Here is a 23132-nt window from a genome sequence, read left to right as displayed (position 1 = left end):
ATGAATTTACAATTGCAATAGGGGAGAGTTGCCCCGCCGTCCCTCGATTTCCCATGAGGAACGCACCCGGCCGAAAATGCGCGTCGTTTCGATTGTGCCGACCTGCTTGAAACCGAATATCTGCACCGCCGCACCGAGCATTTTCTTGTTGCCCGAATGGACAATCGTAAATTGGGTTTTGAAACCGCGCTCTTTAGCTACCGCCAGCGAAAATGCCAGCGTGGCCAATCCCACCCCTTTGCCTTCATATCGCGGATGTTCATTAAGATCAAAGCCATAGCAGGAGCCGGGATTCATCCTTATTTCCAGACCGGTATAAGGTTCCCTATCACCGGTGGCCGAAAGCCAGTCGATGCCGACAATCCGGCTCTCGTGCCAGGCGGTCAGACAGATATATCCCAAGGCAAGCCGCTTCTCAAAAAGAGCGAGCTTACGCTCCATCAAATCCTTATTCCACATGGCCGAAAGAGCTGATTTGTCTCCGGGTGTTGCTTCTTTCAGAGTCATATCGAGATCGAACCGGTAGGGGTGAGGTTTATGATTCATCAGGTCGTAGGCCAAAATGAAATATCTCTCGCGCGCGTAGAACCGGGCCGTTGCCTTCCGAAAGACATGAGATACCGAGATTGGTGTTCTGTCCTCAGGCTTTTCCAGTTCGCCGGCGGCTTGAGACAATGTCATTTTCGCCGGGCGCAGGCTCAGGATCATCTCAACGAAATTGCCGGGCGTAAATTTATCCCGCTCGACCCAGATATTTTCCGGAAACTCAACCTCGAAAGTCTTCTCCAGCGCGGTTATAAATTCCACCATCGCCAGCGAATCAAGCCCCAGCCCGGTTTCACCCAACGGGGCATCAAGCGGTATCTCGCGTCCGGAGCCGGCCAGGGCGCGTCGACGCAGCAGGCGGATAATCTCGGCCGTTATCTGTTCCCGCTCTACCATTTGATATTCTCCGGGTCGAGTTTGACTTTTCCGGCGGCGGTTCGTGGAAGTGAATCCATGATGTCGATTCGGCGCGGTACTTTGTATTCGGCCAGATGCCGGCGGCAGAACTCCAGAATGTCATTTTCCATAGCGGCGCTTTTCAGGGTGACTGCCGCATAGACAATTTGTCCTCCGGACTGATCGATGACACCGATAACCGCGGCTTCTCTCACCGCCGAATGACTTTCCAGAACCTGCGCGACCTCCAGCGGCGATACTTTATGGCCGCCGACATTAATCATACCATCGATACGCCCCCGAATATAAAGATAGCCGTTCTTATCAAGAACGCCGGTATCGCCGGTCCGGTAAGTACCATCCGTGATTGTAATCCTATCCTTCGGCTCACCCATAATATATCCGAGAGCGACCGCTCTGCTTCTGACAACCACTTCACCCTCTTCATCGGCGGAAAGCTCGTTCCCATCACGATCATAGATGCCAATCTGCACATTTCTCATCGGCAGCCCGACCGAATCGGGGTGCGTATAAACCTTGGCCGGGACATGCGTTGTCACCGCTCCCGTCTCGGAGGAACCGTAATGCTGGCAAAGCGGCTGGCCGAATTTTGACGCGAATTCAATAATCATTTGCGGGCTCAGCGGCGCCGTGCATGAAAGCAGATAGCGGATCTGCGACAGATCGGGCGGCATATTTAAGGGGGTCTCCAAAAAGAAACGGTACATGCTGGGGACGCCGAGGAAAATGGTAATTCCCCTGGTTTCAAGGTCGGATAGAATACGGCGGGGGATGAAGTTTTCTCCGAGCACAAGCGTTGCGCCCGAAGACAGCATCGCCAGCACTCCCAGGTCAAATCCGTAAGAGTGCGAAATCGGCACGACCGCGAGTATCCGATCCTTCTGGGTCATCTGCAGGGTGTCGACCACATTCTCGGTTTCGGCCAGGATATTGGCCGCCGATAGAGCAATCCCTTTCGGTTCGCCGGTGGAACCGGAGGTAAACTTGATCAGAGCAGCGTCATCCAGAAACGGATGGCGTTTCCCGGCGGAAGGATTATCCGGGAATGTCAGGCAGGTAATTTCATTATTTATTTTGGTTTCAATCATGTCGGCTCTGTAAGACGTGATTTTTCGCTCGAAATCGCCGAGCTGCCCCGAAGAAACCAAAAGGCAGCGGGGCGCCAGATTATCAATGACAGCCTTCAATTCAGAAGTCTGATATTTGGGAGAAATCAGCGCTACGATCGCCGAAAGACGGCAGAGAGCCAAAAATGATATGACAAAATCGGTTATATTGGGCAACGCGATACCGATAACATCTCCCGGCTGAATTCCCGATTTGCTCAGCGACTCTGATAATTGCTCGGCTTTCCCATAAAGTTCTTTAAAAGTGACCTGACCTGAGACCGACAACACCGCCGTATAGTCCGAGAAAATATCGGCCTTCTCACGGAAAGCTTTCCATATTTCAAATGAGTGATTTTTGGGGTTCATATCATGATGTTCAGGGCCTCAAAAGATTCCAGTCTCTCTTATCACAAAAAATATGCGTTTGAATCCGCCAAAACAAGTTTTAATTATTCAAATTCAATTTACGTTTTATCCCTGATACCTGATTGGAAAGAATAAGGAATGTAATAGGCTTTGCGCCACAAATGGTGTCGCTCTCCGGGGCGGGATGATTTAAAGAGCTAAGGACTATGATTTTCGCCCGGCGACAAATGTCCAGCAGTGGTCGCAGTAAGCGGCCCCCTCGGCCAGGGTCTGCGTGCGGGTCATGGCTATATCGGGGTGTATCCGGCGGCAGGTAATATAATCGGTCTGACAATATGAGGGCACAAAATCCTCGAGACCGAACTCCCGAAAAATATTCAGAAAGGTGCAGTTCAGATACCGAATTTTGACCATAAAATCATCACAATATTCGATAGCATAGGTGCTTTCATCGGCGCCGTTGATAATCGCCTCGCGGAACATTTCCCACCGCTCATCCAACGGGGTATCATTATAAGGGGCAACAAAGCGGTCGCAGGCATATTTCTCGAAAGCAACGGCCGCCAGTTCCTTGGCCTTTTCCCGGCCCAGTTGCTCCACTGCGGTTTGAATAAAACGACAGAGGGGGCGCAATTCCGCCAGCCTCTCCAGCTGTTTTTCATCCTCGGTCATATGCTCAATATCACCACCCGATCAATATCATTTAAATCCTTAAATATTGAAATTGAATGATAGCGCGAGTCCTTTTCGGTCATCTCCGCAACCAAGTCTGCTTGATTATACCCTATTTCGAACATCAGGCGCCCTTTCTTTTTCAGAAAATCAGGCGCCCGGCCGACCAGCATGGCAATAAAATCAAGCCCTTTGGGGCCGGAAACAAGAGATATTTTTGGGTCGGCCAAAACCTCAGGCGGTAAACCCTTATACTCATCATCAGAAATATACGGAGGGTTGGACAGAATCAATTCATATTTCCGATCGGCTCTGACTTCCGTAAAAGCATTGGACTCGACAAACTCAATCCGTGAGGCGACTTCATATTCCCCCGCATTTTTATGGGCGATTGTCAACGCCCCCGGAGAAATGTCGAGAGCCGTAACAAATGAATCGGGCAATTCGCAGGCAATTGTCACGGCGATAACCCCCGAGCCGGTTCCGACATCCAGAATATCCGGCTCCCCAATCCCCTCGTTGCGGATGTAATTGATCGCCAGGTCGCAGAGCAGTTCCGTTTCCGGAGTCGGCACCATCACCTCGGGCGTGACCATAAACTTCCGTCCGTAAAAATACATTTCACCCAGAATATATTGCAGAGGATAGCGAGTGGTGCGCTTGTCGATTATCCGGTCAAACTGCTCGCGAATCTTATTGTCGATCAATCGGGCGCCATGAAGGTAGAGGTCTATTCGCTCCACTTCCAGAAGGTATTCCAGGATTATTTCGACTTCGGCCGCCGCAGAATCAATCCCGGCTTTTTTAAGCTTCTTTTCGGCCTCTTTGATCAGCCGATGGAATTCCTTTTCATCCATTTCATATCGGCGGGATATTTGATATTCCCTTTTCAAGGAAAGGAGCCAATTCGGGACGTGAGGCGCAGCCGGAGCGAGCGTGGCCATGAAAATGATAGATTCTTCCGGAACGCTTTTTCGGCGCTTCTTCAGCGGCAATGCTCTCGGCCAGAGGAATTCGTCTGGCGAACAGGAATCCGACCAGAGTCATGGCCGCCGCTTTAAGAAAATTGCGTCTTAACATTTTTCTTGATCCTCCTCGGCCGCCAGATTGAAATTATCGATTTTCATCCCCGGCACTTTCATCAGAATCGAGTACTGGGGATAGATAATGCTTTCCTTGCCGATCGCGGCGATATTGGTGAAAGCCTCAAGTATCGATTGATTAGTGCGCATGTTTTTGACAGCCGAACCTATCTGGCCCTTCTCGATAAGGAATGTCCCATCGCGGGTGGTGCCGGTAACCATCGTTTTCATCGGATTGAGATAGTTCAAATACCAGAAATGGGTGATAAGTATCCCTTTTTCGGTCGATTGAATTATCTCGTCGAGCGTTTTCTCGCCGGGGGCGACCACCATATTCTTGGGATAAGGGCCGAAACTGTTATTGGCCGGCAGGGCATTGCCGGTGGAGGTCGTCCCCATGATATTGGCATAGTACGAGTTGCTTACCACTCCTCGTGCCAGGCCATTTTCAATCAGCGGTACTTTCACTTTCGGAACCCCTTCATAGTCGAAAGGCATCGTCCCAAAAGCCGGGTCATGCGGATCTTCATAGACCGTGAAATTATCTCCCGCAATTTTCTGCCCGATTTTTCCGGCCATGAAGGAGCGCTGCTGAGAAAATGTCTTTGCCCCGAAACCCATAAAAGCCAGAAGAATCAGAAGCTGCCCCACTGCGGCCGGTTCGAGAATGACAGTGTACTGTCCATCGGGAAGTGATATCGGATTTCTCGACAGAACCGCCTTCTGGGCGGCTCTTTTGGCCAATTCGCCGACATCTATCAACGAGGCATCACGGTCATAACCGATCGCCCAGCCCGATTCTTTTTCCTTGCCGGAGAGTGTGAGAGAGAGTTGGGCATTGTTGCCGGTGAAAAATCTTTTCACACCCAGGGAATTGGCCACCGCCAGGCTCTTCTCCTCGATACGAAAAGCGCCCGAGGCTTCCAGGTTTCCTTTTCTCCCGATCGCATCTATCAGCTTGACCGCCTCGGCCCGTCTGTCGGGCCCATAGGTAGATGTACCTTCCGAAATTGAGTTTTCCTTAAGGACAGTGCTGTCCGGATTGGGAAAGGAAACAAACTTGTCATCGGGAAGCATATATTTGAGCATATCCTCCCCGGCTCCCACCGCCTTTTTGATTCCGGATTCCGAGATATCACCGGTCGCGACCACACTCAACTTCTTGTCCTTAACCATCCTTATATAAAGAGTCGTATCCTCGGTATCGATATTCTGATGAATTTTCGATTCGGCAAATCGAGTCAGCACCAGGCCGTTCTTTTCAAGCACTGCCTCGGTCATGTCGGCTTTGGATAATTTCAATACCGATTGCAGCAACGACTGAAAACTATCTCTGTCAACCTGATTGTCTGAGGGGAACATCGGCAGGATGGGATAAATGACAGGTTTATCCGGCATGAGACTATCCTCCCACCTGAATATTGTCGAACCGGCAGGGTGATGCACCCTGCCCGGTGCGGGCGTTCTGGCCTGGTTCCCCTTTACCGCAGTTGGGCGTCCCCCAGATGCGGTATGATTTCTGATCGGCGATGGCCGTACACTTGTTCCAGAAATCGGTGGTACAACCCGAATAAGTGGGATTATTTATGACCGTGGTCAATTTCCCGCCCTTTATGAGCCACCCAATTTCGCAGCCGAACTGGAAATATTTGCGCTGGTCGTCGATCGACCATGAGCTTACCGTGTCCATATAAATGCCGTCATCGATTTCCGAAAGAATCTGCGCGATTGATTTTTCGCCGGGAACAAGGTTAATGTTGGTCATTCTGACCAGCGGCAGATTGCTCCAGCCATCGGCCCGCATGGCGCCGGTCGAGAGTTTGCCGATTCTGGCGGCCGTCTCGCGCGAGGAAAGGTAATTCACCAGAAGGCCATTCTTTATCAATTCCGCCCGATAACCCGGAACCCCTTCATCATCATAGCCATAAGAGCCGAGTCCATGAGAGGCGGTCGGGTCGCTTGTGACAGTGACAATATCAGAGGCATATTTGAGTTTGTCCAGGTTATCCGGAGTGGCGAAAGAAGTCCCTGAGAAATTCCGTTCGGAGCCGAACACCCGGTCCAGTTCCAGCGGATGCCCGACCGATTCGTGCAATTGAAGCGATACCTGGTCGCCCGAGAGCAGAAGAGTGGTCATCTTTGAGGGGCACGGCTCGGCCGTTTTCATCATCTCGATTTCCTCGATTAGACGCGGAATAGCCTCTTTCATTTTCAATTCCTCGAGAAGCTCAAACCCTTTGCATTCATACTGGCCCGAAGATGATGGAAAAGAGCGCTCATAACGCTCGCGGTGCGATTTGGTCAATCCCAATAGCATCCCGCCGCCGCTATGTACAACAATCTGCCTTATTTTGGCCCCCTCGGAGGAGGCGAAATAGCTGTCGATTTTGCGAAACCCGGCAAAGCAATTCCGGGAATTTATCTTATCGGCACCCTGCGCCCCGATGGTGCTGTCGATTTCCATCAGGAAGGAAATCTTTTGATCAAGGGGGACTGTGAAGGGGTCAATCTCATAGGGGGAGACATATTCACCCTGAGATGCCTTGAGAGAGGAGAGTTCTACTCTGCTCTTATTGACCGAAGCGGAGGCAATGGCGATTTCGACCGCGAGCTGAGCTTTATTTTTGACCGATTTTTCCGATAGGTCATCGGTGGCGGCAAAACCCCAGGCGCCATCCTTGATTACCCTGATACCGATCCCGGCCGAGGAAGCCTGCTCGATCGGCTCGACTTTGCCGTCGGAGACGGCAATATTCTCATCCTCAATCCGCTCCAGCCGGATATCGGCATATTCCGCCTTCAGGGCTTTGCATTCTTTTAAAGCTATTTCGGCGAACTTGGCGCGTTCCATTTTTTCTTCCCTGTCAAACCCGAAATATACAGAATTGCAATAACCGCTGTCAAACCATAAGAAAAAAGAGCGGTGACAGGAATGGAAAATTGAATGGAATGCGGAACGATATAAATGCCCAGAACGAGAATAAAACCGAGCAGCCCCAGCCATCCCAGTGATTTGCCCCGAAAATTGTCGGTTCCCAATCTATTCTTAGACAGAGTGCCGAGGGTGGACAGGTTTAGAAACATCAGGTACAGGAGAACAATCTGGGTTTTGTTATCGGTGAAATCCCACCCGAACGGAATTCCCTCCCAGATCATCCCAAAAGCAAAGTAATTCATGGCCCAGCCGAAAGGATATCCGCCGAAAAAAACCGCCAGGGCCGCCCAGAGGAAATTCCTGGCCATCGGCACCAGACGCTCCTGCCCGGAAATCACCCCTACTGAATCAATCAGGGCCAATGAGGCCAAAAAGACGGCAATGAACATGAGAAAGATGTGCGGTATGACTATATAAGAGGGAACCCCACCCTCATACTTCAATTTTATCGGCCGGTCGCCCGATTCGGGCAGACGCGCCAGCGGCATGCCGTTGTTGTCTCTGGCATCGATATAGTAATAAATGATCGTTCCTCGTTCCATGGCCGGCATCATCGCCGCATAGGTGTCGGGAGTACTATCCGGAATCATTGCCAGGCTTTGATAACGATTGGGATCATCGATATTTTCTTTGGCGGCGATCCAGTGCAAAATCGGCGCCAGCATCTTCTGCTCCGGATTTATAATTTTTACCGTTATACGGTCCGGTTTACCTTCCACAATTTTGGGCACGGTGGTATGCTCGACAGCCACACTGCCGCCGGAAGTTTCGATATTGATCGGCCGCACCATTGAAAGCTGGCGGGCGATTATAAGCAGAATGATAGTCAGGGCGGCGGCCGCAAAATACCTCAGGATTTTCGTAGAAGTCTTCATACCGTTCTCTCTTTCATTTTCCCGGATTCCTTCAGCCTTCTTTCCAGATCATCCTTCTTCATGGCCTCGATCAGATCATCCAGGTTCCCCTGAAGGATATCGTCGAGACGGTGCAGGGTCAGGCCGATACGGTGGTCGGTCACACGCGACTGGGGGAAATTATAGGTCCGGATTTTGGCCGAGCGATCGCCGGTCCCGACCATCGCTTTGCGCTCCTGAGCGATTTCCCTGTTTTGCTCCTCAATGGCTCTATCCAGAAGCCGCGCGCGCAGCACCTGCATCGCTTTCACTTTATTTTTCAACTGTGATTTTTCATCCTGGCAGGTGACCACCGTGCCGGTGGGGAGATACGTTAGTCGCACCGCCGAATCGGTCGTATTGACCGATTGCCCCCCGGGGCCGGAGGAACGATAAACATCGACTTTCAAATCCTTCTCTTCAATCTTTATATCTACTTCCTCGGCCTCCTGCAAAACCGCCACGGTGGCGGCGGAGGTATGAATCCGCCCCTGAGCTTCGGTCTGCGGGACACGCTGCACCCGATGTACCCCCGACTCGAATTTCAGTTCCCCGTAGGCCGATTCCCCCTTAATCAAGAAAATAACTTCCTTAAGACCGCCGATACCGGTCGGATTGGAGGAAAGGAGATCGACTTTCCAGCCCCGGCGCTCGGCATAGCGGGTATACATACGGTATAAATCGGCGGCAAAAATGGCCGCTTCATCACCGCCGGTGCCGGCCCGGATTTCGAAAATGGCATTCTTGGAATCATGGGGATTGCGCGGGACAAGCAGAAGGTTCAGCTTGCTTTCCAACTCCGGAAGGCGGGCAGTGCATTCATCCAATTCCTGTTTGGCCATCTCTCGCAGATCGGAATCCTCCGATTCGGCCAGGATCTCCTTGGCCTCATCGATACTTTTCAGGCATTCCCGATAAATCCGCCCGGTCATAAGAATTTCCTCGACCTGCCGCCGTTCCTGCGAGACCGCTTTGAGACGCGCCTGATCAGTCAGAATCTCCGGTTTCATCAGGTCGTTATTCAACTCTTCCAGGCGCTTTTCCAAATTTTCTATAATCGCAAGCATATATTTATCTCAGGTTAAAGAAAGCAGGTCAGAAATAAATGTTTTTGGAAGCTAAAGGCAAGTCTTTTTGACGGCCAGCTTTGACTCGGTAATCCCGAGCGCCGTCTCGAGCGCCACGATAGCCACTTCCATCTGCTCGGGAGAGGGTTCGCGGGTCGTGATCCGCTGGAGCCAGAGCCCGGGTTGGATCAATAGCTTGGTGATTTTGTTATCACGCGTTTTCCCGGAAAGCTTCAAAAGCTCATAAGCGCCGCCCGCCACTAAAGGGAGAAGCAGGAAATGCATCAGGAATCGCTTGGCCAGCGCCGGCGGGACACCGACAATAACGGCATAGAGTGAATCGGTGAAAGAATAAATAAGAATGGCAAAGAGAGCGACTATCAGAATGAAACTGGTCCCGCAGCGCGGATGGAAAGTGGAAAAGCGCGCCACATTATCGATCGTCAACTCCTCGCCGGTTTCATAAGCATAGATTGATTTATGTTCGGCGCCGTGATACTGAAAAACCCGCCTGAATTCACGGAACTGCGAAATCCCCCAGACATAAAGCAGAAACAGCAACACCCGGATTCCACCGGCGACCAGATTAAAGGCGATCGCATCACGCTGGACATTCAGGAGCGAGGAAATCGCTAGGGGGAGAAAAAAGAAAATGAGTATTCCCAGGCCAAGGGCAAAAATCACTGTCCCGATCAGCACCAAATTACTTGATTTCCGCTCTTTGGGGACATAAACCTGGCCATTGGCCAGTGCCTCGCTTTTTTCGATTTCTTTGACCGCGATATCGGCCGAAAAATTTAGGGTTCTGATACCTATAATGAGCATTTCGAAAAAAGTAATAATGCCCCGGAGCACCGGCCAGGCAAGTATCTTGTATTTCTTGGTGAGCGAAATGGACTCTTCCGATTTGACCAGAATTTCGCCGGTGGAAATGCGGACTGCGGTCGCCACGCGATCTTTCGACCGCATCATCACACCCTCAATTACCGCCTGTCCGCCAACGCTTAAATCGGGCATCAATACCTCATTGAGTTACATGCTTGCTGTCAGTTCTTCGACAAAAACCAAACAATATACGCATCCCCCTTCCATATCTTGGGGAATTAAAGATTTATTCCGACTACGCGCTTTTCGGCTTCTTGGCCGCGGCGGGCTTGGTTTCGCCCTTTTTCTCCTTGTCCATGCCGTATTTCCGGCGGAACCGCTCGATCCGTCCGGCGGTGTCGACCAGTTTCTGGCGGCCGGTGAAAAACGGGTGGCAGTTGGAGCAGATTTCAACCTTGAGATCCTTGACCGTGGAGCGGGTTTTGATCACGTTCCCACAGGCGCAGGAGACCGTGGTGTCAAAATACTTGGGATGAATTTTCTCTTTCACTTCTTTATCCTTTATTAGCAAATCACTATCTCCAAACGAATTCAAACGATAATTATAACATATAAGTTCCATCCTGGCAAGGAAAATCAGGAGTTTGCCCCCCAGCCCGTTTCAAAGGGTGAGTTGTATGGCACGTGCCCCGCGCTCGTGCCATTCCTATATGCCATAACATATTACGGTGCTCGCACGCATGCGTGCACGCCTCGAGGGTGAAGCCGTGAGCGGGTGGCCCGGACATTCGTCCGGATTTTTTCCGTCGTCATCCAACCCGTCCTAGGTGACAGGTTAGTCACACTAAATAGATGCGTTTATATGCCTTTATTAATCTGGTGAGGGAGGTTATTCATTTCACTGTTGCGTCAGGTCCTAGGTTTCGCGCCGGCGAAAGCGAGACCTGACGCCTCCAAAGAACCTTGACAAATACATCTCCAGAGTGTAAATTACCTGCATGGGCCTTCGCTATCCCGACCAGAAAAATCATTCCTGCTTCTTTGTCACCTCTTCTTTTTCGTCACGAATCAAGTTTGGACTAGTTGAGGGTGTATATGAAATGCTGATAGACTCCCTTCTATTCTATAAGGAGAAATTTGGAGCGAAAATCGCCGCATACACTTTGATGCCGAGCCATATTCATTTAATCCTCTTTATTGATGGAGCCCAATTGCCGCATTTCATGCGCGACTACAAAATATTTACTGCGCAGGAAGGGGTTAGAAAGCTGCTTATCAAAATGCCGCATCTCTGGATGCCGCGCCATGATCGGGTAGCGATTTCAGATGAGCGTATCTTCAGAGTGAAGTTGGATTACATTCATAATAATCCGGTTACCGCCGGATTGGTAGAGAAGCCGGAGGATTGGCCATGGTCAAGCGCGGAGGCATATGTGAAGGGAGTGGATAGATACGGATTAGTGTGGAAAGATTGGTGAGGGGGAGGCGTCAGGTCTCGCTTTCGCTGGCGCGAAACCTAGAACCTGGCGCAACATAGAATGATGTTCTAAAATGGCTTGAATCGAAGAACAATAAAGCAGAAAAACAAAAGCGATTGGAATTTAGTTTCGAAATAGATATATTGCTTAATGTTGATTTTGAGAGGACTATTTTGGAGCATTAGTGGACATGCATAGCGCGGTTACGCATAAGTCATATCATGAATGAAAAAAGAAAACATATAAACCGCAAAGGCACAGAATACAAAAAAGCTGCTTATCCAAAAACAGATGCAGCAGAAGTAACCGCTATCAAGATTTTTGAAGGTTTAATTGATGAAAATAGAGTTAAAACCCATATAGCTAAAAGAGATAAATACCCAAATACTGACGGATATATTGAACCTGTCGATGCAGAAAATCGCTCTATTGGAACGATACATGTACAAGTAAAAACACTATCAGATGCAGATATAAAACGAGGTGGTTATTCTTCAGATGAAGGATTTCTTGGCCATTGCAAAGATGCCTTAGAACCATCTATTTTGGTTGGAGTGGATATTCAAAATGAGATTGCATATTGGAATGAAGTCACCGCTAAAATGGTAGAGAATTTGGAGAAAGAAGGATCTTTAACAGTTAAGCTTCCCGTAAGAAATGTTATTTCAAAATCGGAACAAAATTATTATGAATCCTGGGTAATAATTCTTAATAACAGAAAGCAGGTAATAAAATTATTTAGTGAACTCGAAGACGATGCCGCGCGAATTCGTCTTGTACAAAAGATTTTGAGTGAGAACTTGGGAGGAATTAGACTTGATGACGACATAAATGTAGAAAAAATCCAGGAGTTTTTGGATGAGTACAACAATCTAATGTCATCAAAGTTTAGAATTATATCAAGACTGTACTATCCCAATGCTCGCAAATATGGATTTGCATATACTCATTATGACGAGAAGCATTTAAGTTATGTTATTTATGAAATCCCTAAGGATTCAACTGATCTTGATATAAAGAAAATTCCCGACTCGTTTATTGATAAAATGGTGAGCAAGGGGCTTAGGGCGGTAACTCATTTTGGTATTAATCCCGTAGAAACAGACCCCAGAACCTATGCACAAGAACTTGTCAGGGAAGACCTGATTCATATTATTGAAAGAGGAGGTCTTGGTTTCAAAAATGATTATCTAGCAAGAGAGTTGATTTTTGATATATTGAATAAGTCACATTATAAATTTGGCCTCGAAAAAAAGGATAAATATACTATAGATGAAATACTCTTCGGCTTTAATAAATTCTTGCCAAGATGGATAATTAATATTATAAATTTATGCAATGATAGTCAAAGGCAAGGTCATAAAAATTCTTATACTTCTAAGCAATATTTTGATATTAATAGTGCAGATATTCTAATCCCAAAAGCTACAGTTGATAAAGTACATGATATCACCATAAAACAAATTGCTGACAATTCTCCATTTATGCTAAACTTCCCCATCGGTCACGACGATTATCCAATTAACTTATTCTTATCATCGTTAGAAGATTTTAGGAATAGAGGTGTTATTGAGGTTGAAAGACTGTATCCAAAATATGACTATAATCGGAACAGGCAATCAAGATGGATTTATAAATGGTTAGCACCGGCTGATTTATTGAGTAAAGTAAAGACATATTTTGCCTATTTGCCAATTGCTTTTAATTCAATTATACATGAAAATTTTCCAATGTTAGAAGATAAATTTCATTATGCATCCGACTTTAATAGACAGGTTGTCAAAGTTGTTGCGCATGAGGAGTGTAATGAAATGAGTGACTGGCCGAGTATAATATATTTTAATCTTCTGTGTTTAGATGAAAATCATGAAATTACAATTGATGTATATATGGAAGATGATAAATCTGCGCCTCAATTGGATTATTCTAAGTTTGATAAAGAAATAATTATAGATTCCAAAAGGTACCGACTTGTCTCGAGTTCAAATCTTTCAGCTGACATCTTTTTCAATCCACTTCCATTATATCGTTCAATATTGAAACTACTAAAAGTAAAGTCTGGGGCATTATTCGATGAATGGAATAATGAAAAGCATAGTTAATCCATTAAATATTGTGCCAGATTTGTGCCAAATTCCCGCGCCGTCAGGAGTCCCTCCTGACGGAAAACCATAATTCCCCCTCTGTCTCGGCGGCTGCGGGATGCGCTGGACGGCCTCGATTACAAAATCCACATCGATTCGATGGTGATTTCCCCCTGCCCCCCTGATATATAGCATGAATGTTAATATGTCTATTTCCAGAATGAAATCTATCGCGATTCCCTTCGCGGAATTTATCACCGGAGGAACGCATGCCGCAAAATCACTACAAGATCGCTACAACTGAATACAAAAATGAAGAAACGAACTCCCCGGTCCCGGTTCAACTCATTCCGCCTAACTCATTGTTTCCCAAGCGGCCACAATGGGGCGCCATATTTTCTTCGGCGGGTGAATCCAATAATGCCGCATTTTTCCGCCATCGCCCGCGTGCCCAATTACCGCCTGCGAAATAAATCAATAAATATCGAAACGAAAAAACAAACCCAAATTGTGACCCCCTTGTCTTTTCGTCTTACTCTTTGCCATGCATGCAATTCGGGCCAAAATAAATCTGCCCGGGAGAGACGAAAAATTTTGAAAAGCAAACCCAATTTCTGTTATTTCCTTGCTATACATACGTTTGACTTGCTTTATTTTGGCTTCGCTTTCTTGCACCCAAATTCAATCTCTTGCGGCACAACCGTTTTAGTGGATCATTCCCCCTCTTTCTTTATTTGTGGGCGGCGGCTGTCCAGAGGCCATCCCACAAGTACCGTGATCGGCGGGTTCTCAAACCCGCCGCCCGGTCGGTCTGCGAACCGACCGTTGACATTCAATGGCTTGCAAACAATAGCTCTCTGGGCTTGTGACCCAAAAGTATTCTTTAGCCAACTTATGAGACAGCCTCGAGGTGTCGACCCAGAGTGTGAATAGGGCTAACATCCGCCACTGGCGGATTCGCCCCTACATAATTTCTTATCTTTCCGTCATCCGGGCTGGTCGAATTTCCCCGCGCCATCAGTCCCGACCTCTGTCGGGACCTTCACACGGTAATGAATCATGTCATCAACCGCCTTAATTACAAAATCCACATCGAATCGATGGTGATTTGCACCTCCCCCCCTTATATAGAAAGAGTGATTATTTATATGTCCGACAGAGAAAAACAGCTTATCGCCAATTGTGCCAATGCCTTAAAATCATCCGGCCCCAAAACCGACCGGGACACCCGCCTTTGTTGCAGGGCCACTATGCCAATTCGCCGCCGGACTAAAAGAAACATTTTAAAAAACGAAGAAACAAACCCAATTTGCCGACCCTCTCCCGCCTGCCCAATCCATTCTCCGGCAACAAATAAAAAGAAAGTGATTATGTTTTTTGGTAGAACAAGAATTTAAGCGACGAACCCATTTTGCCCGGGTGCCGGGTACCCCACCGCAGCCCATTTACCGTGCCGCGCCGGTCATCAGACCCGCCGGAATAGGCGGTGTAGGCTCGCTGCCCGCCACGGCGGGCGCTCGTGCCCTTTCAAGCCGATTACATAGAGATAAATTATGTCCAGGCAAATAATAAGGGCGGTCACAAGACCGCCCTTCTATGGCAAAATCAAGGATGTCAAAAATCTTCCTGCCCCTTACTTGTCTCCAATCAACTTCTTCACATACTCGGGAAGGCAGAACGCACCAAGATGAATATCCACATTGTAATAATTGTTCTGCAGTTTCAGGTTTTTGTAACGGCCATAATCGAAATCATCAATCGGATGATATTTCTTGGAACAAAAAGCAAACGACCAGTAAGACGAGGGGTAAATCGGCACATGCGCCGTGTACATTCTCACAATCGGGAAAATCTGCCGCAGATTCTTATACATCTGCTTCACCGTCTCTGGATTGAAAACCGGCGATTCCGACTGCGCCACCATGATACCATCAGGACCAAGCGTGTCATGCACCTTCTGGTGGAATTTCTTCTGAAACAGGTCGGCCGCCGGGCCGATCGGGTCGGACAGGTCGAGGAGAATGATGTCGAATTTCTGTTTGGTATCGGCAATAAATTTCTTGCCATCCTGGAACACCAGTTTCGTCCGCTTATCTCTGGTGCCGGCGGTCATTTTCGGGAAATGCCGCTTGCAGACCTCGACCACCATTTTGTCGATTTCGCACATGGTGCACGATTTGACCTCGGGATGTTTCATCACGTTGGTCAGCGCCCCGCAATCACCGCCGCCGATAATCAGCACCTTGTTCGGTTTGGGATGCACAAAGAGCGGCACATGGGTGATCATCTCGTTGTAAGAGAAGAGGTCATTATCGGCCACCATCATCGAGCCGTACAAAACCAGCATCTTGCCGAAATCCTCGGTATCGAGAATATCGATTCGTTGAAATTTCGACTGGGTCGATTCGAGCAGAGCCTTGATTTTGATGGTCAGGCCGCTTTTTCCCTGGTGCAGTTCGGTCAGCCACATGTCCCAGAGGTCGGACATCGAGGATTCGACAATATATTTGTCCGAACCGGCGTTGCTTTTCCTAGTCGATGACAATGTATTCCGCCTTTCTGAGACAGTTGAAAGATGACGCCGAGACCGAAGTGTAAGCGCCCATGGCCGGGAACATCAGCAGGTCGCCGACACTGAGGGGCGGAAGGACGATATCACGGTAGATAACATCAAATGAGTCGCAGGTCGGGCCGGCCAGCACGGAACGTTTCCAGGTGGTGTTGCGGTTGGTCATAATCTGATAGGTACAGTGGTCGTAGAGGCGTCCGGAGAACGAGCCGTAAACGCCGTCATCGAGGAAATACCATCTTTTCCCGGAGCGAAGGGACTTGCCGATAATAGCAGCCACCAGTGTCACCGCCGTCGCCGAGATATACCGTCCCGGCTCGCAAATCAAATTGACTGCGGAATCGATCTTCTCGGCGAGCCTTTCCCGGATCGGTTTGCAGAATTCCTCAATCCCGGGAACTTCGCCGGTATAGGGAACGGGGAAACCGCCGCCGATATCGAGCAGTCGGGTTCTGAAGCCGCGGGCGCTGAGTTCTTCAATCAACCCGGCGGAGATATCAATCGCCTTCAGGTAGATGTCATTGCTGAGACACTGACTCCCGACATGGAAGGCCAGTCCGTGGTATTCCAGCCCCTGCTCCCGGATCTTTTCGGCCAATTCGGGGACCTCGGCTGTGGTGCAGCCGAATTTGGTGGAGAGGTTGACGACCGCATCGCTGTTTTCGACTTTGAAACGAACCAGCAGGCGGACTTTGCCGCGGTAAGGGATAAACTTGTCGATCTCATCGGGGTTATCGACGACAAAAAGGGAAATCCCGGCCTGAACGGCATCGGCGATTTCATAGGGCGATTTGATCGGATTGGAATGGATCATTTCATCCACATGGCCGCCGGCCTTGATTGCCTGCAGCATCTCCTGATAGGAGGAGATGTCGAATTTATGTCCCGCATCGGCCACTTCCTCAAGAATGGCGGGGTGGTTGTTTGACTTGGCCGCATAATGAATGTCAACGCCGGGAAGGGCGGCGGCCAGTCGGGCCAGGTTATCTCTGATTTCCGAACGATAGAGAATCAGGAAAGGAGTTCTCAGCCTCCGTTCTCCCATGAGTTCGGTCACGCGGTTGAAATCGGAATCCTGAAGACGCGATTTCTGATTGGGGTTTCGGACATCGATTGCCTTAATCATTTTTCCATTCCCCCTTGACGCTAATGGGTTAACTGGTTATCCATGGCGGGGAGAACCGCGTTGGCTTTATGGGCGATGATTTCATCGGAGGCAGAGGGGATACCGCGTGAAAAGTCGCGAATTTGCGGCGCTCTGCAGCCGAGGGCCTCTTTCAGATATTCCAGCGCTTTCCATGGGTCAACACTGGAGCCGCAGGTGAAGCAATCGACCGCGGCATAACCATATTCGGGCCAGGTGTGGATAGAAATATGTGATTCGGCTATCACGACAATGCCGGATAAGCCCTGAGGATTATAATGATGAAATACTGAATCAACCACGGTCGCGCCGGAACGACGAGCCGCCTCCAACATGATTCTTTCCAGCTCCGGCCGGTTGTTGAGCGCATCCGATTCGCACTCGGCAAGTTCGGCCAGAAGGTGACGACCAAGTATTTTCATCCTATATCCCTCCTTCTAAGGTAGGGGTTTCGCAGGTTACATTTGAGGCGGCGCTGTTATCCATAGAAAATTGGTGCCCACCTTGCCTCGGTTGACATATTGATGATTCTGGTCAGCTTCAAAATAGAAGCAATGTCGGGGCGGCAGCTTAAAAACCCTTTTTCCGATAATCAGAGTCAGGACACCTGAAAGGACATAACCAAATTCCTCTCCGGCGTGGGGCCCCTCGGGTGGAAGTTCCTCACCCGGCGCCATCCCGACCATGATCGGATCCATCAGATTGTTGGTACTGCCCGGAATCAGCATTTCAAACTTCTGAATTCCCTTTTCCTCCAATTGCAGCCGTTCCTTAGGGGAAAAAACAACCCGTGACTGCCCTACATTTCCGAAAAACTCGGTGATCGATACACCCAGCGCCTCCAGGATATCCAGCAGCGAATCGAGCGAAATAGAGGTCTGGTCGCGTTCCACCTGAGAGATAAATCCCTTGGTGAGACGCGCCCGAGCCGCCAGTTCCGACTGGGTCAGTTCTGAAGCCAGTCTCAGGGCCTTGATTTTTTCTCCTATTTCCAGTCTCATCAGTTTAGCAAAAAACAAACAAAAGTTTAATAAAGCTTCCCTATTCTAATTTAAATTTTCGGCCTGTCAAGAAAAAATTATAGGAGAAAACGATTTTTTTTCAAAATTATTGGGGTCGGGAAAAGATATTGGATTGATGGAGTCGATATTAAAACAAATAACGGTATACTATACTTGAGGTTACTTTATAATAAACCGAGTTTTATCGAAAGGGGGACTTGGGCCGGACGCAGTGACGATATACTGCCGGCGGAAATAAAAATTAACGGGATTCTGCTAAAATCCTTGACAATTATCAATCAGGTTGCGTAAGTTTATTATAATTAACCAATTAAAAGAACGCAGCGACGGAGGTTCAATGCGCAAGCGAATCCTTTTACTCCTCTTGATGATGGCGATTTCCGCATCGGTCGGGGCGGCTCATTTCGGAGTCGGCGGCTATGGCGGCGTCAATATCCCGATCATTCAGGAGGATCAAAGCTCCGGCACAGTATATGGCCTGAAGGCAAAATTGAGCCTTCTGCCTGGAATCGCGCTGGAGCCGAACATCAATTTCGCCAAGTTCGGCGACGCCGAGTACAGCTTTGGTGTCCGCAAAGGGTCCAAAGTTACCTCGTATGGAGTCGATGCCATATTGGGAAGCGCCGGATTGGGCGCGATCGGCTTCAGAATGTATGGGATCCTGGGTGGCGGGATTTATAAAATCAAACGTGATAATGATGATGATATCAGCAAGATGGGATGGACGACCGGGCTCGGTTTTGAAATCGGTCTGGCCCCCAGTTTTGGGCTCGATTTCCGAGGCAAGCTGAATATTGTCACCACTGACGGGGGTGGGTCCAAGAAATCGGCTGCTGTTACCGGCGGCCTTAACTATTACTTTGGATTTTAGGGAGGTGGAGGATCATGATTAGAAAAATGAAATTATATGTTCTTCTCTCCGCCCTTCTTGCGATTTTTGCAATCAGCGGATGTTTGCTTCTGACAGGGACGTTTGTCATCGACCTGAAGATTAACAGAACGGAGGTCAACCCTGGCAATCAATTCCAGTATTTTGAAGCGGATTTATCCAAGGAACAGGTCTGGAAAGATCATAAAGACGATATCAAGTATGTTGACAATGTCGGTTTCCAGCTCTGGGTGACCAATAACGGCTCATCGCCGGTTACCGGGGAGCTTTTTGCCTCTGCACTGGATACGATTTATACGGATACGGCCGGTGTTCGAGACAATGCTATACCGATTTTTTCCGGTCTGATACTTCCGGCCGGGAAGACCTACGTTGATTGGCCGACTTCTCTGATATATATTAAGAATCTTCCTTCCATGAGAAAGCTGGTTGAGGGCGGCAAGTTCAAGGTTTATGCTCTTACTACAACGCTTCCTTTTGATATCACAATCGATTCGGCTACGGTCATTGTGACGATAACGGCCAGCAGTTAAGAGTATTGGCTGGAATTTATTGAACCCGCTTCAATTCGGAGCGGGTTTTTTTACTTAATAGACCGTAGCGGCAAGGATTATAGGACTCTTCCGACGTGTTTCCGGCGCAGAGTTTGTCATCAAGGGCAATAATGACGCAGGTCCTGCAAAAGATAACTCATTAAATAACAATAGGCTCAAAAATCAGATGGCATCAAGCATCAGAATCAAGCGCATATTATGCGTCGCCGGATATTCGATAAGTTGTCTTGAAAGAAATATGTCTTTTCGTAAGTTATTGTTATGATGTCGCTTACAACAATAAGAACTTGGGTGGGGCTGTTCGGCATATCAATTGATTATATTCTTATCGAGGTTAGTTACTCTTAAATATAGTATGGCGGTGAAGGGTATTTAAGAGGTGGGGATGAAGGAGCTCCTTAAGTGAGGAAGGAGCTCCTTTTGATTTGCCCAAGTCTTTCTCTTCACCGCCTCACTGTATCGGTTAATAATCAGAGTTCGGATAGTCTCTTTATCAGTCTCCAAGCCGGGGGCCGATCCATTAAATGTTCGCTCTAGTTGACCGGCGTCTTTCTGCCGTATATATTGTCAATAATGGAAAATCAGCCTGAAAATAAAAAAACCGTTGATCGCAGACTTGGCGAGGAATGGTTGGATTGGGATAGCCAGAGCCGCACGGAATCATCGGAAGCCGAATATCGGACATTCTTGGGGCTGGCCGTCCTTTCCACGCTGGCGTTGATACTGGTGGGGGGATTATTCCTATGGCTCATATATCCACGCCTGGCGGCTATCGGGACATTTCTGCCGAGTCTTTTTTCTGTTCTCTTTCTGGTTTTCTGTGGAATCTTGATTCTCTGGCTGATTCTTTTTGTTCTCTCGGCGGTGCTTCGGTGGCCGTTTACCAGGTTAATTGTCATCCCGCCGCTGGTTAATCGCCTGCTCTCAATTGTTATGACGGTAGGGAGGATTCTCGGAGTTTCTAGGGACCGTCTGGCCAATTCTTTCCTCAAGATTCATAATATGATTATTGGCACGCGGCCGACACTGACCGACCCGGAAAAGCTTTTGCTGCTGATGCCGCGCTGTCTGACTAAAGAGAACAATTCCCGGCTGCGGGAGTTGCGCGACCGTTACCGGTTCCAGATGGCAACTGTCGGCGGTGGCACCGAGGCGCGTCTCAAAATCAAAGAGGTTCACCCGCGGATTATTATTGCAATCGCCTGCGAAAGAGACTTGATATCGGGATTCCGGGAAATCAATCCTTATATACCGGTGATCGGTTTTCCGAATCAGCGGCCGGAAGGGCCCTGCAAGAACACCTGTGTCGACCTGACCCAGATAGAGCAGGCGATTAAGAACTGTCTGTCCCAATAGATTCATCTGCGACAAGGCAAATTCCTTGACAAATGTTGATATTTTGATAGATTAGGAATCCTCGCTGAAGAATGGCGGTGTAGCTCAGTTGGTTAGAGCAGTGGAATCATAATCCACGTGTCCGGGGTTCGAGTCCCTGCACCGCTATTGAATTTAAGTCAATGATTCACAATCAGTTACGGCGGCCAATAAATATTTTCTAGGCCCCTGTGACAGAATTGGAACATCTTTCTCCCGCGGCCTGGCTATGTCATGATGTTCCGTCACTCGGTTACAAGGGAACCAGAGCTCCGCAATGCGCGGCTGACGGACAAAGAGCCATAGATTCGAAGATGATCATCATAGACATTGTGCGCTAATTTCTAGACCGCATTTATCATCTTTGCCTTATATACTCCAATCTTGCAGTGTCCAATTTCATAAACTCGCTATTGTAGAAATGGAAATCCGATAAAGAAAAGGGGACAGGCATTTCGACCGTCCCCTTTTTAGATAGAGGGATGAAACTCGATCATCGCCAATCCCCTTGCGCGATAAAAGCAGCCCAGGAATATGGATGATCCGAGAATCCGCCAGCTCGAAGCTTCTTGATTTGCTGTAACTGCAACTCCCTAATCCGTTCTGGAATTGATTTATCTGACTTGATATATAGCCGACTCATTATGTCGGCCGTGGTTTGGTCATCCACCTGCCAGAGCGCACTAATAACCGTCCTCGCTCCGGCCATTTGAAACGCCCGCCTTAACCCGTAGACACCTTCACCTGATTTGACTTCGCCCAAGCCGGTCTCGCAGGCTGACAAGACTATCAACTGCGTTCCTTCCAGATTCATCGCCGATACTTCATAGGCGGAAAGAACGCCATCATCAATGTCCAGACTATCGGCTCCGGCGCCATGCAAATTCGCGCCTGCCAAAAGCAGGCCGGACTGAAGAAGCGGATTCTCGCCAATCCAGGCTTCTTCTTCGTCGAGCCTAACGGACGGCGCTGAAGGCTGGCATCGACCCTCAAGAAAATACCCATGTGTGGCAAGATGCACCACACGTTTCCCCGGCGCCTGAGCCTTGAAATTGTCCTCGCTGGCTTGAGAACCAAGAAACACAGATGTTGGTTCATCTGAAGCAGCCCGCCACTCGGCCATAATTCGATTAATCTCGCGTCTTGTCCCCGGCAATGGTTGCACCTGGAGATCTCTTAAGTCTCCGCATCCGGAGCGAACATTGCGCGTTGCAAATGCCGAGACGTTATTAATACCATTCGAATCTTTCGCGAGTTCGTCCGGAAATTTGCGACTCAAAGGCGTCGCGTCATAATCAGGATCTCCCAAAGCAAATAGCCCCGCTGATGGATTCGGTATATCCTGCAGCCTGATCAAGTCCCTGGCCGAAGAAAGATGATGAAGCGTATATTTCTCCGCCAGATATGTCCCTTTCTCGTCAATCAATCCGGCCAGCGATACAAGATTTAGTGAGCCGTCGAGCCCAACAAATACAGTTTGCTCTTTTTCAAGATTGTTTTCCAGCGGTTTCCAGATCTTCTCATAAATTTCCTGACCAATCGGTTTATATGCTGCCAAATCTGAGTTATTCGGCTGTCGGCCTGACGAGGCTACTCCGCGCATATGCTCCAAGTAATGATAAACCAATGGATCTATATCCGAGGCGTCGCCAAGCTGCACGATCTCTGTATTTCTCCCCTTGTTTATAATTAGCGCCAAGTATTTCGGAATAACGGAATCTGACTTTATTTGACGATAATCCCATTTAAGAAATTCGATAAACGCCGTATTGGCCGGCAATAAAGAGTCAATCTTCACCACCGAGATATTATTAATCTCTTGCCTTCTCCGAAAACTCAAACTGCGGCGCGATAACTCGCCCTCAAGATTATTGGCAGCTTGAAGTAAGGAGTCGAGTTTCTTCTTATAGGTCCCAGTAGTGTCATCACCAGGGCCCTTGATAATAAACTTAGATATTTGAAACTTCATATACCGAAACGATTCTGCTAGTGTGGTGTCCCTAACGCTTCTTTACAGCGATCGATTTTTCGGAGGATCATATTTGCGTTTTTGGTCCAGCGAAAGACGGTCGGTTTCCGGTTATAGTCTCTGATATAGTCGTTGAT

At 48.5% G+C, this 23132-nt stretch carries 22 protein-coding genes and 1 tRNA gene; 7 read left to right on the top strand and 16 right to left on the bottom strand.

Annotated features, from left to right (window positions below; genetic code table 11):
* Positions 1–6: 6 nt before the first annotated feature.
* From NT002_09845 to rpmE, 11 genes are all read right to left on the bottom strand, one after another.
* Complete coding sequence (locus NT002_09845; GenBank protein MCX6829567.1) at positions 7–942, bottom strand: acyl carrier protein; 936 nt, start codon at positions 940–942, stop codon at positions 7–9.
* On the bottom strand, positions 936–2438 hold the full coding sequence (locus tag NT002_09840; protein MCX6829566.1) for a class I adenylate-forming enzyme family protein: 1503 nt from the start codon (positions 2436–2438) through the stop codon (positions 936–938). The genes NT002_09845 and NT002_09840 overlap by 7 nt, the downstream gene beginning before the upstream one ends.
* Positions 2439–2642: 204 nt before the next feature.
* On the bottom strand, positions 2643–3110 hold the full coding sequence (locus NT002_09835; GenBank protein ID MCX6829565.1) for an L-2-amino-thiazoline-4-carboxylic acid hydrolase: 468 nt from the start codon (positions 3108–3110) through the stop codon (positions 2643–2645).
* Entirely contained in the window at positions 3107–3967 is an 861-nt protein-coding gene (gene prmC, locus NT002_09830; protein MCX6829564.1) for a peptide chain release factor N(5)-glutamine methyltransferase, read from the bottom strand. The genes NT002_09835 and prmC overlap by 4 nt, the downstream gene beginning before the upstream one ends.
* A 1-nt stretch (position 3968) precedes the next feature.
* On the bottom strand, positions 3969–4190 hold the full coding sequence (locus NT002_09825; GenBank protein MCX6829563.1) for a hypothetical protein: 222 nt from the start codon (positions 4188–4190) through the stop codon (positions 3969–3971).
* Positions 4184–5590 (bottom strand): TldD/PmbA family protein, encoded by a 1407-nt coding sequence (locus tag NT002_09820; GenBank protein ID MCX6829562.1) that lies wholly within the window; start codon positions 5588–5590, stop codon positions 4184–4186. Before NT002_09820 ends, NT002_09825 begins: the two co-directional genes overlap by 7 nt.
* Positions 5591–5594: 4 nt before the next feature.
* Positions 5595–7043 (bottom strand): TldD/PmbA family protein, encoded by a 1449-nt coding sequence (locus tag NT002_09815; GenBank protein ID MCX6829561.1) that lies wholly within the window; start codon positions 7041–7043, stop codon positions 5595–5597.
* Positions 7016–8002 carry a hypothetical protein gene (locus tag NT002_09810; GenBank protein ID MCX6829560.1) on the bottom strand — a complete coding sequence of 329 codons (987 nt, stop codon included), beginning with the start codon at positions 8000–8002 and terminating at the stop codon, positions 7016–7018. Before NT002_09810 ends, NT002_09815 begins: the two co-directional genes overlap by 28 nt.
* The gene (gene prfA / locus NT002_09805; protein MCX6829559.1) at positions 7999–9087 is read right to left on the bottom strand and encodes a peptide chain release factor 1; all 1089 of its coding nucleotides are present in this window, start codon (positions 9085–9087) and stop codon (positions 7999–8001) included. Before prfA ends, NT002_09810 begins: the two co-directional genes overlap by 4 nt.
* Positions 9088–9138: 51 nt before the next feature.
* Positions 9139–10104 (bottom strand): DUF1385 domain-containing protein, encoded by a 966-nt coding sequence (locus tag NT002_09800; protein MCX6829558.1) that lies wholly within the window; start codon positions 10102–10104, stop codon positions 9139–9141.
* A gap of 103 nt (positions 10105–10207) precedes the next feature.
* Positions 10208–10462 carry a 50S ribosomal protein L31 gene (gene rpmE / locus NT002_09795; GenBank protein ID MCX6829557.1) on the bottom strand — a complete coding sequence of 85 codons (255 nt, stop codon included), beginning with the start codon at positions 10460–10462 and terminating at the stop codon, positions 10208–10210.
* Positions 10463–11012: 550 nt separating this feature from the next.
* Between rpmE and NT002_09790 the strand changes: the two genes are divergently transcribed.
* From NT002_09790 to NT002_09780, 3 genes are all read left to right on the top strand, one after another.
* Positions 11013–11390 (top strand): transposase, encoded by a 378-nt coding sequence (locus NT002_09790; GenBank protein ID MCX6829556.1) that lies wholly within the window; start codon positions 11013–11015, stop codon positions 11388–11390.
* 221 nt (positions 11391–11611) lie between these two features.
* Positions 11612–13492, top strand: coding sequence for a DUF4365 domain-containing protein (locus tag NT002_09785; GenBank protein ID MCX6829555.1), 1881 nt, complete (start codon positions 11612–11614; stop codon positions 13490–13492).
* A gap of 251 nt (positions 13493–13743) precedes the next feature.
* Entirely contained in the window at positions 13744–13947 is a 204-nt protein-coding gene (locus NT002_09780) for a hypothetical protein (GenBank protein MCX6829554.1), read from the top strand.
* A gap of 1160 nt (positions 13948–15107) precedes the next feature.
* On the opposite strand, the gene speE is transcribed toward NT002_09780, so the two are convergent.
* Genes speE through NT002_09760 form a run of 4 tightly spaced genes read right to left on the bottom strand, consistent with a single transcriptional unit; the run spans position 15108 to position 18188 of the window.
* Entirely contained in the window at positions 15108–16019 is a 912-nt protein-coding gene (gene speE / locus NT002_09775; protein ID MCX6829553.1) for a polyamine aminopropyltransferase, read from the bottom strand.
* Positions 16006–17169, bottom strand: coding sequence for a type III PLP-dependent enzyme (locus NT002_09770; GenBank protein MCX6829552.1), 1164 nt, complete (start codon positions 17167–17169; stop codon positions 16006–16008). The genes speE and NT002_09770 overlap by 14 nt, the downstream gene beginning before the upstream one ends.
* Positions 17170–17189: 20 nt before the next feature.
* Positions 17190–17609 carry an adenosylmethionine decarboxylase gene (speD, locus tag NT002_09765; GenBank protein MCX6829551.1) on the bottom strand — a complete coding sequence of 140 codons (420 nt, stop codon included), beginning with the start codon at positions 17607–17609 and terminating at the stop codon, positions 17190–17192.
* Positions 17610–17645: 36 nt separating this feature from the next.
* A complete protein-coding gene (locus NT002_09760; protein MCX6829550.1) occupies positions 17646–18188 on the bottom strand; it encodes an XRE family transcriptional regulator in 543 nt (180 codons plus the stop codon).
* 358 nt (positions 18189–18546) lie between these two features.
* Here NT002_09760 and NT002_09755 point away from each other — a divergent pair, with 358 nt between their 5' ends.
* From NT002_09755 to NT002_09740, 4 genes are all read left to right on the top strand, one after another.
* Positions 18547–19080 carry an outer membrane beta-barrel protein gene (locus NT002_09755; protein MCX6829549.1) on the top strand — a complete coding sequence of 178 codons (534 nt, stop codon included), beginning with the start codon at positions 18547–18549 and terminating at the stop codon, positions 19078–19080.
* A gap of 14 nt (positions 19081–19094) precedes the next feature.
* On the top strand, positions 19095–19631 hold the full coding sequence (locus NT002_09750; protein MCX6829548.1) for a hypothetical protein: 537 nt from the start codon (positions 19095–19097) through the stop codon (positions 19629–19631).
* Positions 19632–20282: 651 nt separating this feature from the next.
* On the top strand, positions 20283–21008 hold the full coding sequence (locus tag NT002_09745) for a DUF116 domain-containing protein (protein ID MCX6829547.1): 726 nt from the start codon (positions 20283–20285) through the stop codon (positions 21006–21008).
* A 73-nt stretch (positions 21009–21081) separates the two neighbouring features.
* A tRNA-Met gene (locus NT002_09740) sits at positions 21082–21155 on the top strand.
* A 364-nt stretch (positions 21156–21519) separates the two neighbouring features.
* Here NT002_09740 and NT002_09735 read toward each other — a convergent pair.
* Entirely contained in the window at positions 21520–22995 is a 1476-nt protein-coding gene (locus tag NT002_09735; protein ID MCX6829546.1) for a CHAT domain-containing protein, read from the bottom strand.
* Between the last annotated feature and the right edge of the window lie 137 nt (positions 22996–23132).

The sequence above is a fragment of the Candidatus Zixiibacteriota bacterium genome (genome assembly GCA_026397505.1).
Classification (GTDB): Bacteria; Zixibacteria; MSB-5A5; order GN15; family PGXB01; genus JAPLUR01.
Note: the sequence above shows the minus strand (reverse complement) of the source record. Positions and strands in the feature narration are given on the sequence as shown.